The 14,865-nt window shown below is 67.9% G+C and carries 5 protein-coding genes; all 5 read right to left on the reverse strand.

Annotated features, from left to right (window positions below):
- Positions 1 to 95: 95 nt before the first annotated feature.
- On the reverse strand, positions 96 to 5,108 hold the full coding sequence (locus tag BKA25_RS19375) for an NAD-glutamate dehydrogenase (RefSeq protein ID WP_236750557.1): 5,013 nt from the start codon (positions 5,106 to 5,108) through the stop codon (positions 96 to 98).
- Between the two features lie 153 nt (positions 5,109 to 5,261).
- A complete protein-coding gene (locus BKA25_RS19380) occupies positions 5,262 to 9,896 on the reverse strand; it encodes a hypothetical protein (RefSeq protein WP_157420992.1) in 4,635 nt (1,544 codons plus the stop codon).
- A gap of 10 nt (positions 9,897 to 9,906) precedes the next feature.
- Positions 9,907 to 11,583, reverse strand: coding sequence for an energy-dependent translational throttle protein EttA (gene ettA, locus BKA25_RS19385; RefSeq protein WP_069847744.1), 1,677 nt, complete (start codon positions 11,581 to 11,583; stop codon positions 9,907 to 9,909).
- Between the two features lie 204 nt (positions 11,584 to 11,787).
- Entirely contained in the window at positions 11,788 to 12,270 is a 483-nt protein-coding gene (locus BKA25_RS19390) for a single-stranded DNA-binding protein (RefSeq protein ID WP_069847742.1), read from the reverse strand.
- A 191-nt stretch (positions 12,271 to 12,461) separates the two neighbouring features.
- Positions 12,462 to 14,495 (reverse strand): bifunctional copper resistance protein CopD/cytochrome c oxidase assembly protein, encoded by a 2,034-nt coding sequence (locus tag BKA25_RS19395; protein WP_069847740.1) that lies wholly within the window; start codon positions 14,493 to 14,495, stop codon positions 12,462 to 12,464.
- Positions 14,496 to 14,865 lie beyond the last annotated feature (370 nt).

Here is a 14,865-nt window from a genome sequence, read left to right on the forward strand (position 1 = left end):
ATACACACCCAAGGGACGAATGCCTCCCAGCGGATCGACCTCGTATAGCCGTCGGCTCACCATAACGCCGGCCGTTACGTCGGCCGGACATCTGCTCATCTCACCATGCTGCGGATCTGCCTGGCCGCCACCGACAAGGTCGCCAGGTCGAGCTTGGCGACGCTGTTGATCGCGGACAACGTCGTCCCGGCTCGTTCCAACCGTGAGGAGTTCGCCTGCTCCCACTGGTCGATCTTCTCCTGGACGCCTTGGTTCGGGTCGCTGTTGCGCAGTACGTCGATGGTGATCTTGCGCAGCGAAGTGTAGACGTCGTCTCGGAGCGCGAGCCGCGCCAACGCATGCCAGCGATTGCCCCGTTCCAGGTCGCTGACGGAGTTCAGAATCCGGTCGATATCCAGGTGCGCGGATACCGCGAAGTACAGCTCGGCGGCCTCCACCGGGGTGCGCTCGCGGCTGCCGCCGCCGTCTCGTTCCGCCAGCTCCGCGACCTCGGTGATGTCCAGGAGGCTGTAGGTGTGCAGCAGTGCCGCGACCCGCTCGGCGGTCGCCGCAGGCACGCCCGCGGTCACCAAGCGCGTCGAGAACTCCGTGGCGCTCTCCAGCTCGCGGCCCCGCAACAGACCGAGCACCTGCGGGGTCAGCTCCTGGATGACGGGCTTGAACCGGGCGATCTCGGCGCCGACGGCGAGCGGTTGCGGGCGGTTGGACAACAACCACCGTGCCGACCGGTCCAACAGACGCCGCGACTGGAGCACCAGATCGTCGGCGACGTCGCTGGACACGATCGTGTCCAGCTCGTCGACCGCCTGCCACAGGGCAGGCAGATCGAATACCTCGGTGACCACCGCGAACGCCCGCACGGCGTCGGTGGTGGTCACGCTCATCTCCTCGGCCAGCCGGAAGGCGTAGGAGACGCCGCCGCCGTCGACCACCTCGTTGACGAGCATCGTGGTGATGATCTCGCGGCGAAGCGGGTGCTGCGAGATCAGCTCGCCGAAGCGCTCGCGCAGCTGTGTCGGGAAGTAGCTCGGCAGCCTGCCCGCGAAGATCTCGGCCTCCGGCAGGTTGCCCGCCAGGATGTCGTCCTTGAGCGCGAGCTTGACGTGGGCCATCAGCGTGGCGAGTTCCGGCGACGTCAGTCCCTCGCTCGCCTTGTCCATCGCCTTGAAGCGCGCCACGCTGGGCAGTACCTCGAGCTCGCGGTCCAAGCCGTGGTGTGCTTCGAGGTTGGCGACCAGCCGCGCGTGCACCGACACCATCGGGGCCGCATGCGACCGGGAGACACCCAACACCGCGTTCTGACGGTAATTGTCGGCAAGCACGAGTTCGGAGACCTGGTCGGTCATCTCGCCGAGCAACGCATTGCGCTGCTCCGGATCCAGACCGCCCGAGGCGATCACCCGGTCCAGCAGGATCTTGATGTTGACCTCGTGGTCGGAGCAGTCCACCCCGGCCGAGTTGTCCAGGGCATCGGTGTTGACCTTGCCGCCCACCTTGGCGAACTCGATCCGACCACGCTGGGTAAGACCCAGGTTGCCCCCCTCGCCGACGACCTTGACCCGCAGGTCGCGGCCGTCTACCCGGAGCACGTCGTTGGCCTTGTCACCCACATCGAGATGCGATTCGTCGGAGGCCTTGACGTAGGTGCCGATGCCGCCGTTCCACAACAGGTCGACCGGTGCGCCCAGGATCGCCTTCACCAGCTCCGGCGAGGACAGCGTGGTCACCCCTTCGTCGAGCCCCAGTGCGGCACGCACCTCCGGTCCGATCGGAATGGCCTTCACGCTGCGCGGCCACACGCCGCCGCCCGCGCTGATCAGCGTGCGGTCGTAGTCCTCCCAGCTCGAACGAGGCAGTGCGTAGAGCCTGCTGCGCTCCGCGAAGGACGTCGCCGCGTCGGGCTCGGGGTCCAGGAAGATGTGCCGGTGGTCGAATGCGGCGACCAGACGGATGTGCTCGGAGAGCAGCATGCCGTTGCCGAAGACGTCACCGGACATGTCGCCGACCCCGACCACGGTGAAGTCGTCCTGTTGGGTGTTCACGCCGAGCTCGCGGAAGTGACGTCGCACGCTCTCCCAGGCGCCCTTGGCGGTGATGCCCATCTGCTTGTGGTCGTAGCCGGCCGAACCGCCGGAGGCGAAGGCGTCACCCAGCCAGAAGCCGTAGGACTGTGCGACCTCGTTGGCGATGTCCGAGAACTTCGCGGTTCCCTTGTCCGCGGCCACCACCAGGTAGGTGTCGTCTCCGTCGTGCCGGACGACCTGATCGGCGGGCACCACTCGTCCCGCGTCGAGATTGTCGGTGAGGTCCAACAATCCGGAGATGAACATCCGGTAGCAGGCGATGCCCTCGGCGAGTGCGAGCTCCCGGTCGCGCCCCGGCTCGCCGGTCGGCGTCGGCGGACGCTTCACCACGAAGCCACCCTTGGCGCCGACCGGCACGATCACCGCGTTCTTCACCGCCTGCGCCTTGACCAGGCCCAGCACCTCGGTGCGGAAGTCCTCCCGGCGATCCGACCAGCGCAGACCGCCTCGCGCGACCGCCCCGAAACGCAGGTGCACGCCCTCGACCCTCGGCGAGCACACGAAGATCTCGAATGCGGGACGCGGCTCGGGCAGGTCGGAGATCTCGCTCGGCCGGAGCTTGATCGCCAGATACGACTTCTGCTCGCCGTCCGCATCACGAACGAAGTAGTTGGTGCGCAGCGTGGCCCGGATCAGGGTCACGTAGGACTGGAGGATCCGGTCCACGTCGAGGCTGGTGACCTCGTCCAGCAGACCGGTGATCTCGGTGAGGAGTTCCTCGGTGGTCTCTCGACGCGACTGCTCGGAGTGGGCGGGGTCGAACCGGGTCTCGAAAAGTCGGACCAGGGCCTTGGTGACCTGCGGGTTCGCTCGCAGGGTGTCCTCGATGTAGTCCTGGCTGTAGGCGGTGCGGGCCTGCCGCAGGTACTTGGCGTAGGTGCGGAGCACCACGGCCTGTCGCCAGGTCAGATCGGCGCGCAGGACCAACGAGTTGAAGCCGTCGATCTCGCAGCGTCCGTGCCAGGCCGCGACGAACGCATCCTGGAACCGGTTCTGGAACTCGGCCATGTTGAGGGTGGTCTGTTCCTCCAGGAGTGCGGTATCCAACCGCAGTCCGAAGTCGTACACCCAGCACTGCACGCCGTCGTGCCGGTTGACCTCGTAGGGTCGTTCATCGACGACCTCCACGCCCATCCGCTGCAAAATCGGCAGCACCTGGGACAACGTGACGCGCTCGCCGACCATGTAGAGCTTGAAGCGGCGCTCTCCCGGCTCGCCGACGGCCGGTCGGTAGAAGGAGATGTCGACATCGCCCGGGCCCGAGAGGGCGAAGAGTCGCCGTAGGTCGGCAAGCCCGTCGGCGGCGGAGAAGTCCTCCTTGTAGGCCTCCGAGAAGGCCGAGGCGTACTGCCTTCCGCGCTCGACTGCCGACTCGGACCGCCGGTCCTCGCCCTCGATGCTCGACACCCGAGGGCTGGCCTCGGAGGCGATGACCTCCTCGACCATCAGATCGCTCCAGGTGCGGACCGCGAAGGCGAGCTGGTCCTGGAGCAGCCCGGTGTCGACCTCGACCTCGTCATCGGGGTCGGTTCGCACCATGAAGTGCACCCTGGCGAGCAGCGACTCGCCGATCCGAGCGCTGTACTCGAGTTCGACTCCCCGGAGCTCCCGGAGGAGCACCTCCTGCATGGCCAGCCGCGATGTCGTCGTGTAGCGGTCCCGGGGCAGGTAGACCAGGCAGGAGAAGAATCGACGGAATTCGTCGCGACGCATGAACAGACGCAGCTGACGCCGCTCGACCAGCGAGAGCAGCCCGGCCACGGTGTCCTGCAGGGTCTCGGGATCGGCCGAGAACAGCTCGGCGCGCGGGTAGTTCTGGAATTCCTCCAGCATCCGCTGCCCGGAGTAGGACTCCAGCGGGAAACCGGCTCGGCGGATCACGGTCCGCACCTTGCGGGCGACCACGGGGATGTCGAGGACGTCTTCATGGAGCGCGGTGGTGGTGAACAGGCCGAGGAAGCGGTGTTCGCCGTTGACCCGGCCCTCGTCGTCGAAGGTCTTGATTCCGACGTAATAGGGGTGCACCGGGCGGTGCACGGTGGACGGCGCGCTGCCCTGGGTCAACACCAGCAGATTCGGGGCCAATGCCCGCGCCATGCCGTCCGGTACGTGGGCGAAGCCCTTCGTCTCCAGGCTGTCTCGACGCAGCACACCGAGACCGGAGGCCAGCACGGTACGCAGCGCGGCCTCGTCGTGACCCGGATCGGTCTCGGTACCCGTCGAGGACTCGACGGCGGCGGAATCGGCGGCGGGTTCGGCGATGAGTTCGTAGTGGCGATAGCCCAGGAAGGTGAAGTGGCCCGCAGCCAACCACCGCAGCAGCCGAGCACCGTCACGAACCTCGGTGACCGGCACCGGCAGCGTCGCCGACTCCAGTTCGTTGGCCAGTGATTGGGCCCGCTCCGCCATCCGGTCGGTGTCCTCGATCACCTCTCGGACGTCGTTGAGCACCGAATGCAGGCCTCGTTGCAATGCCTCCCTGGCCTCGAGGTCGCCGACCGGCGCGATCTCCAGATGCATCCAGGATTCCACGAGCGCGTCCGCGGGCGGGTCGCTCGGGTCGGCCGAGTCCAGCACCTCGTGCATTTCACCCGCCAGGTCGCGTCGCACCACCACGATCGGATGCACGATGCGGATCACCGAGGCGTTCTGCCTGCTCAGACCGGCAACGACCGATTCGACCAGGTACGGCATGTCGTCGGTGACGATCTGGACCACCGTGACGTCGCGGGTGACGCCCGCCTTCTCGTCCTCGGGCGCGAAGACCCGGATCGCGGGTCTGCCCGCCACGCGGTGTTGGGCGAGTTCGACATGTGAGGACAGCATGGCGAGGAGTTGATCGGAATCATGCGCGACGACCTCCTCGGCGGAGACGTCGCGGAAGTACAACCTGAGCAGGCGACCGAGCGAGGGTTGGGTGTCCGCAGCTCGGTCGAGCAACTCGTCGCGAGTGGAATCGAGGGCGGCCGCCCGGTCCTGCCGGTGCTTCGGTGCCGCCTCGATGCCGTCGCCATTGACGCGCATCTCGGAACGTGCTCCTATCGAGGTCATATTCAACGACTCCACACTCACTGGATCTCGGATCTTCGAGACCGAACCACCATAGGTCTCGACCGCAGTCGGGTTGTGTCCGAGGGTGCCTGGAAAACGGCCGTCATGAGGGCTCTTTCACCCACCTCAATCCCCCGGCGGTGTCCAGACCCGATCGGAATCCGAGTCGTTCTCCGCGTGGGGACCAGCATCGACGCCGGGATCGCTCGCACCGGTGGACTCGTGGGCCAGCGTTGATGCCCGGACTGCCCAGTCCACACCGGTGGTCGGCGACGCCGGGAGTCGCGGGGTGCGGTCGGCGCCCGGGTGGGGGGTATCACCTTCCGAGCCGGCACGCGGTGCCGGTGCCTGCGGCGCGGTGCGATCCGACGACCGACCGGCCCGAGGCAGTGGCGGCGAGTGTCCGCCGCTCGGTACCGAGCGGTCGGCCGTACCGGGTGCGGCGGGCGCGATGGGTTCGGCCGAGCGCTGGGCAGGCGGATCCTGCGGCGGCTGGTCGGACGAATCGGTCGGGGCCGGGAGGTCCAGCCCGCGCAGGCTCGACTCGTAGGCCACCATCGCGTCGGCCAACAGGTCCCCGATACGCACCTGGGAACGCACCCGTCGCAGCCTGCCGCTGCTCGTCGTCTCCTCGGCTGCGGGCTGACCTACGGAGCGTTCCGCCGCAGGTGAGGAGCGTTCCTCGGGAGGTCGGATCCCATCGACGACGAACGGCGGCGTACCGACCGGCGCGACCGTGTGGCTCGCCATCGGGTCGATCAGCATGCCCAGCGGCGGGGTCGTGGGCGCGACGGCCTCGTCCGGCGCGGCTTCCTTGGGCTGCTCGGTGATCCGAGGGATCGGTTGGGTAGGCGATTCGTCCGCCGACTCCCAGTCGGGTCGGGTGCCCTGCCTGGGCACCGCCGCCGAGGGAGCGGATAGCGGGGGGATCGCCGCTCCCGGTTCGACTGCGGCACGCGAACCCGAAACAGCCGGAGCATCGGCTGGTCCGATTCGTTCGAGGGACTCGGCCGACCGGTCTGGTTTCTCGGCGGCCGCAGCGGGCGGGCCCGCAGCCGACTGAAACGGCTGCATGGCCGAGACCGGATCAAGATCACGTTCTGGCTCTGCGCCGTCGCCGGTTTCCTCCTGCGCTGCCGGGGCGGCGCTCGGTGGGCCGATCTCATAGCGATCGGCCGCGATCTCTGCGGCCTCGATCGGAGCGGCCTTGTCCGGAAGGTTTACGCCCTCGCCGACACTGCCTGCGTCGGACGAGCGATGCGGAAGCGCCGAGCCTGCCGGGTCCAGCGGGTCGGAGGCACCGCCGACCGCCCAACGAACAGGTCGGTCGGAGTCGGAATCCTCGACTGTCGCGCGGGAGTCGCCGGCATCCTCGGGCGGCGTCACGCCCTCGGAAGGGGCCGGTATGTCGCCGACCTGCGGCTCGATGGCGAAGGAGCTGCGCCGCAGCATCGAATCCGAAGTCCCGACGGTCTCCGCCTTCGGGGTCTGTTCCGCCCGCTCGACCTCGCGCTGGCGATCTGGGACGCCGTCGGTATCGGCCGGTTCGCCGTCTGCGGGTCGCGCGGCGCGCGGCGGGATGGCCTGGTCTGTGCCGAACTGCTGCGACTGCGACTGCGACTGCGGTGTCGGTGTCGGCGTCGGCGTCGGCGTCGGCGTCGGCGTCGGCGTCGGCGTCGGTGGTGTCGGTGGAAGGGAGAAGCTGGCCGAACCGAACATCCCGAAGGGCAACCGGTCCGGCGAATTCGAATCCCCGATGACGGCGTCGTCGGTCTCGGACGCCGCAGGCTCCTCGGTCTCGTAGGCGAGCAGCGGGTTGGTGGTTCCGATCCCCCGGAACAGCGCCAACGAAGTGGGTGCCAGATCGATCTCGAGCCCCATCGAGGCGATATCGTCCGGCCCGATGGAGAAGCCCGACGGCGGCGTGTTCTGGTCGTCGGAGACGACCGGTATCGGCGCGGTGATCTCATTGGCATTGGCCGCGTCGACGAGGCCGGTTCCGGGATCGGCCTGCGATGACTCGACCGACGGCGGAGCAGCCGCCGTCGATGACCGTGGTGGCAGGACTTCGTCGGACGTCGATGGTGTCTCAGGCCCGCTACCCGCAGCGGCATCGTGCTGTTCGGGCCGCACCGGGGTGCCATCCGTTTCGGAACCGAGCCCGGCCGGATGATCGGCACCGGAGGAATCGGCCACCGATGTGTAAGCGGAGCCCGTAGAAACCGTGGCACCCGACGAGGTCACCGCTGGTTCCGGCGCCGGCTGTCCGGAGGCGATGAAAACCTCACGGCTGTCCTCGAGGCCGGCTGCGGACCCGGAGAGAGCCTGCTCCGGCAGGTCACGCCATGCGGTCGAGCCGGCAGCCGACTCCCCCATGGCGATATCCCAGGGCAGCACGGGTGCCGCCTGTCGAGCCGGTTCGCCAGGTTGTTCCGTTGCTTCGCCCGACGTCGTTCCCACTGTCGGGTCACCGGGTTCGCGATACGCACCGACGAGCTCGCTCCGCTCGCTCGTGGGCTCGTCGAGCTTCGGGGGCGGCACCGCTGTCGGCGGGGAATCCTTGGTCGGTTCGGTGTAGGCGCCGGCCGGGTCGGCTTCGGTATCGCCGGTGCCCGCGGCCCAACCGACGTGTCGCGGCACCTGGTGCGACGGATCGATCCGCCATTTCCGTGGCGCCGACTGCGAGTGGTCGGCGCGATGGTGGTCGGCAACCGCAGCGTCCGGCGCGAACGAGGACGCGGCGGCGGGCCGGTCGAGCCCGTGATCGGTGGGTCCTGTCTCGGTGGGCCCGCCGTCCGTGAGCCCGCTTTCCATGGGCCTAAGGTCCATACGCTCCGCGTCCATGAGCCCGGCATCGGCAGCCCCGCTATCGGTGGGCGCCGTCTCAACGGGAGTCGCAATGGTGGACGTGGCGGAGAGGTCGGGACCGATCCGCCAGTCCGGCGTCGGTTCCGTCGGTTCCCCATCCGGCGATGCGGACGTCTGGTGTGCCCGCTGGGCGGCCTGTCCGGATGCCGGATCACTCGCGACAGGTGATTCGACGAACCGCCCTGGCTCCTGAGCCGGTTCTGGTTCCGAGTCCGCAGCCCGCCTGCCGAAGGTGTGCCGTCTCGAACCATCCCCGGCCAACAAGGTCGCGGCCGACCACGAGCCATCCCGCCGGGCACCGTCCACGTCGTTGTCGTGGACGGCGGCGCCCTCGGAGTCGTCCGACGGATCCGGCGCGGCTCGGCGCCCGCTCCGACCTCCGGTGCCACCGGCTGCGAAAGCGGGAGTCGGGCGGGCCGGGTGGTCTTCAGCGCTTTCGGTCGTAGCCGACTCATCGAGGCCGGAGGCACCCGAGGAGCGTTCGAGATCGCCGGTTGGGGCCCCTGCCTTGCTGGGCCCCGCAGCATTCGCCCCGGAGTCCTCGACCTCGACATCGGCGGCTTCGGCACCGGTGATCGCCGCGTCGTCCTCAGCGAGCCCGTCCGCTCGCCGCTCCCCGATTTCCACGGCGCCCTGGCTCGCTCCCACGATCTGCCAGGACGCAGGCGGTCGTGCCGCCTCGTCGTCGGCCAGGTCGCTGGGTCCCGATCCCGGGTCGGTGAAGACGACCGGCGCACGTGGTGTCCCCGCCGATATCTCGGCAAGCCGGGTATCGCCCGGCGCGGCGAGCAGTCGTGCCAGCGTGGCGTTCAGGGCTGCGGCGTCGCCCATACTGGAGGAGAACTCGGAACCGAGCTGTAGCCGTGCCGCATGCACGGACCGCTGCCTGCGTTGCTCGGTGACATGTGCGGCGCGCAGACACCGCAGAGCCTCGGGCAACTCGTCGATCGCCTCGTGGAGGTACGACAGCGCTTGAAGACTCTCGGAGAGCAGCGGGTCGAGGTTGTGCCGTCGAGCATCGTCCACCGCCACCGACAACAGCTCGCGCGCGGTGTCCGGCCGCCCGGCAGGCAGGTGCAACCGGGTCGCCAGCACCACGCGCAGCCAACCGAGCGCCGAGGCCGAGGCCGCCCGGGATGGCTGTTCGAGTGCCGGACGCGCTACCTCGAGGGCTCGCTCGGGTCTGCCCTCGTCCAACAACAGGTGGACCCGCTCCAGCATCAGCCGTGCGTAGACCTGTCCGCTGTCGGTGGCCCCACCACGGACCGCCGCCAAGAGGTCGAGACCGGCCAGCACACAACGTTTCGCATGGCTCGATTCGCCGCGCCTACGGTGGAAACCCGCACGTAGCGACTGGATCAAGGCCTGTCGGGGCAACAGGGTGTCCGGTGTGAAGGCGTCGTCGTCCCGATAGAGGCGGTCGGCCTCCGACAACGCCTGCGACCATCCCTCGTCGCGGCTACCACCGGGCAGGCATTCGGCCAGTTCCAGCAGACCACCGGCCCGGATACCCGCAGCGAGCCGCTCGTTCTCCAACACCGGGCGAAGCAGGCCGAACGCGATCAACGGCGCACCGACGATGCGTGCGCTGTGCGCGAGTTCGACCCGCAGCGGCGCTGCGAGCTCCACGAGACGCTCTGCCTCGATCTCACGCAGCGCGGCGATACCCCGTTCGACGACCGACACGCCGTGACCGAGCCGGTTGAGGGCGAAGAGTGCCATGGTCTCCGCCGACAACCGGCCGAAATGATCGCCTTCTTCGGTGGCGAGCCTGCGGGCCCGTTCACCGGTGAGGAGCGTTACCTCGGGTGCACTCCAGCGCAAACGCCAAGCGAGCTCCACAGCGGAGGCCACCTCGTCGTTCGCCGGTGTCGCACCCCAGGCGGACGCCACCATGCTCCGTTCAGTCGCGGGTCAGTTTGCGCTTGGTGACCCGGTGCGGACGCGCCGCGTCGGCTCCCAGACGCTCGACCTTGTTCTTCTCGTATCCCTCGAAGTTTCCTTCGAACCAGTACCAGTTTGCCGGGTTTTCGTCAGTTCCCTCCCACGCGAGGATGTGGGTGGCCACCCGGTCGAGGAACCAGCGATCGTGGGAGATCACGACGGCGCAGCCGGGGAACTGCTCCAGCGCGTTCTCCAGGGAGCTGAGAGTCTCGACGTCGAGGTCGTTGGTCGGTTCGTCGAGCAGGATCAGGTTTCCACCCTGCTTGAGCGTGAGTGCGAGGTTCAACCGGTTGCGCTCGCCACCGGATAGGACACCCGCAGGCTTCTGCTGATCGGGCCCCTTGAAGCCGAAGGCTCCGATGTAGGCGCGAGAGGGCATCTCGACGTTGCCGACATGCATGTAGTCGAGTCCGTCGGAGACCACCTCCCATACGTTCTTCTCCGGGTCGATGCCGCCCCGGTTCTGGTCGACGTAGGACAGCTTCACGGTTTCGCCGATGCGCACGACACCGTCGTCGGCCTTCTCGAGCCCGACGATCGTCTTGAACAGCGTCGTCTTTCCGACGCCGTTGGGACCGACGACGCCGACGATCCCGTTTCGAGGCAGGTCGAAGGAGAGTCCGTCGATCAAGACCCGATCGTCGAAGCCCTTCTTCAGCCCGTTGATCTCGACGACGACATTGCCCAGCCGCGGGCCCGGCGGGATCTGGATCTCCTCGAAGTCGAGCTTCCTGGTCTTGTCGGCTTCGGCGGCCATCTCCTCGTACCGAGCCAACCGGGAGCGAGACTTGGTCTGTCGTGCCTTGGCGTTGGACCGCACCCACGCGAGTTCGTCACGCAGCCGCTTCTGCAGCTTCTGGTCCCGCTTACCCGCGACGGCCAACCGCTCGGCCTTCTGCTCGAGGTAGGTCGAGTAGTTGCCCTCGTAGACGAAGGTGCGGCCCCGGTCGAGCTCGAGGATCCACGCCGCGACGTTGTCGAGGAAGTACCTATCGTGCGTCACGGCGAGAACGGCGCCCGAGTAGTTCGCCAGGTGCTGTTCGAGCCACAGCACGCTCTCGGCGTCGAGGTGGTTGGTCGGCTCGTCGAGGAGCAACAGGTCGGGTTGGGAGAGCAACAGCTTGCACAGGGCGACCCGGCGGCGTTCACCACCGGAGAGGACCTTGACGTCGGCGTCCGGCGGCGGGCACCGCAGCGCGTCCATCGCCTGTTCCAGCTGCGAATCGAGGTCCCAGGCGTCTGCGTCGTCGAGTTCCTCCTGGAGGGCGCCCATCTCCTCCATCAACTCGTCGGAGTAGTCCGTGGCGAGCTGTGCCGCGATCGCGTTGAAGCGGTCGAGCTTCGTCTTGATCTCGCCCACGCCCTCCTCGACATTGCCGAGTACGGTCTTGTCCTCGTTGAGCGGCGGTTCCTGCTGCAGGATGCCGACCGTGAACCCGGGCGTCAGGTAGGCCTCGCCGTTGTTGGGCTGGTCGAGTCCCGCCATGATCTTCAGGACACTGGACTTACCGGCGCCGTTGGGACCGACGACGCCGATCTTGGCTCCGGGGTAGAACTGGATGGTCGCATCGTCGAGGATGACCTTGTCCCCGTGCGCCTTGCGGACCTTTTTCATGGTGTAGATGAACTCGGCCATGCCGGCGATCGTAGAGCGACGCCGAGAGGCGAGATACCTCGGCAGTCACTCACCGGCATCCGCCGCCCGCCCGCCGGGCTCGCCGCGCCGGCAGGGAGCCGCGCCACCGGATCACCAGACCGGTGGGCACGCTCGACGAGTGGATCATTCGGTCTGACGGAAAGCCAGGCTGGGAGCGGTCGGGGTCCGCCCCCAGCCTGACGCTCAAGGGACGGCCACCAGATTTACGGCGGGCGCCGGAGTCGAACCGCCATACTCGGTGTCGGTGCGCTCGCCGAGATCACCGACAAGGTCGCCGCCACCCGTCGGCGCCCGGGCGAGATCGGACCGACTCGGCCGCTCCAGGCTCGCACGGCATCGGGCGAGGTCCGGGCCGATCGCCGAGGCGGTCAACTCGGTGCGCCGAAGCCGCTGACCACCGCTGTCGAAATCGCGGCTGCGTAGCCTGCCGTGCACGATCACCGGATCGCCGCGCCGCAGCAGCGCCAACACGCGTTGGGCGAGCAGCCGGAAGCAGCGAACTATCACGAACAGTCGGTCGCCGGTCACCCACTGTCCGTTCCGGCGGTCGTAACGTCGTTCGATGCTGCCCAGCCGAAAGGTCGTCGTCGGAGTTCCCTCGGCACTGCGGCGGAACCGCAGCTCGCTGATCACCACCCCGGTGATCGTGGTGCTTGTCTCGTTCATCGATACGCCCCTGACGCTCTAGTCCGTTTCTCCGAGGTACCACTTCGAACTCCCTCGGCACTGGGACCAGGATCGTCACGATCACTACGAGCGGCAACGACGCCGTGACAAACTGTGGATGGAGAACCGTATGTGGACAACACGCCGAGGCGGGCTGCGTTCTCGGACGTGCTGCATCGGCCGGTGTGCTATCAGGGACGTTCGGACAGCTTCTTGAGCATCTCGTTGTAGGCGGCGCGGTCGGCGTCGCCGTCGGTGTCGGCTCGTCGATCCTCTCGCCGCGCGGTCCGATTCTCGCTGCGGGCCCACTGCACCAGCAGGGCGATCAGCACCACCAGCACCGGGATCTCGCCCGATGCCCAGGACAGCCCGCCCCCGAGTCGCTGGTCCTCCAAGAGATCGGTGGCCCACGGCAGGGCGAGATTGCGGTAGAAATCGCTGCCGATGACCGTGGTCGAACTCATCAGCGCGATACCGAAGAAGGCGTGGAAGGGCATCGAGGCGAACAGCAGCCCGAGCTTCCCCAACGGCGGGATGGTGCGCGGCGCCGGGTCCACCCCGATGACCAGCCAGTAGAAAAGGTATCCGGTGATGACGAAGTGGGCGTTCATCGCGATATGCGCCCAGTGCTCCTCCAGCGCGGCATCGAACAGCCCGGAGAAGTACAGGACGTAGAAGGAACCGACGAACAGGGTGAAGGCGACCGCGGGATGCGTCAGGATCCGGGTGACGCGGGAGTGCATCGCGGCGAGAATCCATTCCCGGGGCCCGGGCGGCGCATTCCGACCAGCGACGGGCAGGGCCCGCAGTGCGAGCGTGATCGGGCCGCCGAGAGCGAGCAGGATCGGCACCAGCATCGCCAACAGCATGTGGGCGCCCATATGCACGCTGAACATGGCGGGCGCATACCGGCCGATGCCCGATGACGTGGCGATCAACAGCGTGGCGCAGCCTGCCAACCAGGCGATGGTCCGACCGCGCTGCCAGGTGTCTCCGCGACGAGCAAGTCGGCGCACTCCGAGCAGGTAGAGCACCGCCAGCACGATGGCCGCCGTACCGAAGATCAGGTCGAAGCGCCAGTCCAGCGCGAGCGCGCCCAGGCTGGGTGGCCCGTCGAGGTTGTAGCCGAGAGCCAGCTCGGTGCGCGACAACTCCGTCGGGTTCAGTTCACCGGGCGGCGGTGTCCGGCCCAGTGCCACGGAGACACCCAGGGTTCCGAGCATGAGCAAGACCTCGACGGAGGCCAGGCGCACCAGGGCTCGGCCGGACCCGGTGGCGACGACGCTGGCAACACTGCGTTCCCGCTGGAAGTAGCCGACGACGCCAAGGGCGATCAGGGCGAAGATCTTGATCAACAGGAGCTGGCCGTACAGCGTGGTGAACAAGTCACCCACGCTCACCCGCACCAGTCCGTTGATGGTGCCCGAACAGGCCATGACGATCCAGCAGACCAGGGCGATCCGGGAGAACCGGGTGGTGGCCAATGCCAGGTGCGAGCCTCGCCGAATCCCATGGGCCAGTAGCGCGATCAGGCCACCGATCCAGAGGCACGCTGCGAACAGGTGGAACAGCAGGCTGTTCGTCGCGACGTCGTGGGCTCCGCCCGTGGCCGAGTGTCCGGTCATCACCACGGGAAGCAACGCGGCCAATGCCAGCGCGAAGACCGCAACCGTCCAACGCCAGGTCAGAACCAATCGGCACATGACGGCGACCACCAGGGCGAGCAGTGCGGTCAGCGCCCACGCTCCGCTCTGCTCGAGCCGGGGCACCAGATTCATCATGCTCTCGAGATCGAGAACCTCCGAGACCGGACGACCGAGAGCCTCGGCGACCTGCAGCGGAACCAGCAGGATCGACCCGACAGCCCAGAACAGGCCCGCGATACCCGCGGTACGCGCAGCGGCGTATCCGTCGGCAGCGAGCATCCCCGTGGCCTGCGGCGGGACCAGGAACGCGGCGAAGAGCAACGACCCGATGCAGACCATCGCGCCCAACTCGGCGACGACCCGCACCACCGGCAGCCCGAACTCGACCATCGCCCCTGGATCGGGCAGCCCCAACGCGGCGGTGAGCTCGTCCGAGGACAGACCGGTGAGCAATGCCGCGAGCACGATGGCGAATACGGCGCCGGGCAGCAGCAAGGCGGCCAACGCCGTCGCGCGCCGCCGACGCGGTGCGGCATCGGACTCAGGAAGGTCGCTGGCCGGGGACGTCTCGGAAGGCACCTGACGAGAGTAGGCACCGCGCGGTTGTGACCCAGCTCCGGTATCGGGCCGCCCTCGCGAAACGCCACCGCACCCTGTTCGACTGTGATGTAGGCGATAACGGGTGAAGAGGTGTTGACCATCCCGCAGCCCGGCGAGGCCGAGGGTGGATACTTACTACCTGACCGAGAACACGCCGCAGGTGGGCGCCAAGCGGCAGGTCAGCGGACACCACTTTGAGCCAGGGAGGAAAACCACTGTCTGGACCGGCGCGCGATCGGTGGGTAGTCAACGGTACAGCGATGCTGAATCGGTTGGATACCGGCTCGGCAACAAGCGCGCGCCAGAGCTGAACAAGGACTTCACGCGGGTTACCCTGGCCGCGCGTCGA

This window comes from Actinoalloteichus hymeniacidonis (assembly GCF_014203365.1).
GTDB classification, from domain to species: Bacteria; Actinomycetota; Actinomycetes; order Mycobacteriales; family Pseudonocardiaceae; genus Actinoalloteichus_A; species Actinoalloteichus_A hymeniacidonis.

Excerpts from the sequence above, each read along its gene's own strand:
- BKA25_RS19375 (WP_236750557.1), bottom strand. The coding sequence starts at position 5,108 with ATGCGCGTCAATGGCGACGGCATCGAGGCGGCACCGAAGCACCGGCAG.
- ettA (WP_069847744.1), bottom strand. The coding sequence starts at position 11,583 with ATGGCCGAGTTCATCTACACCATGAAAAAGGTCCGCAAGGCGCACGGG.
- BKA25_RS19390 (WP_069847742.1), bottom strand. The coding sequence starts at position 12,270 with ATGAACGAGACAAGCACCACGATCACCGGGGTGGTGATCAGCGAGCTG.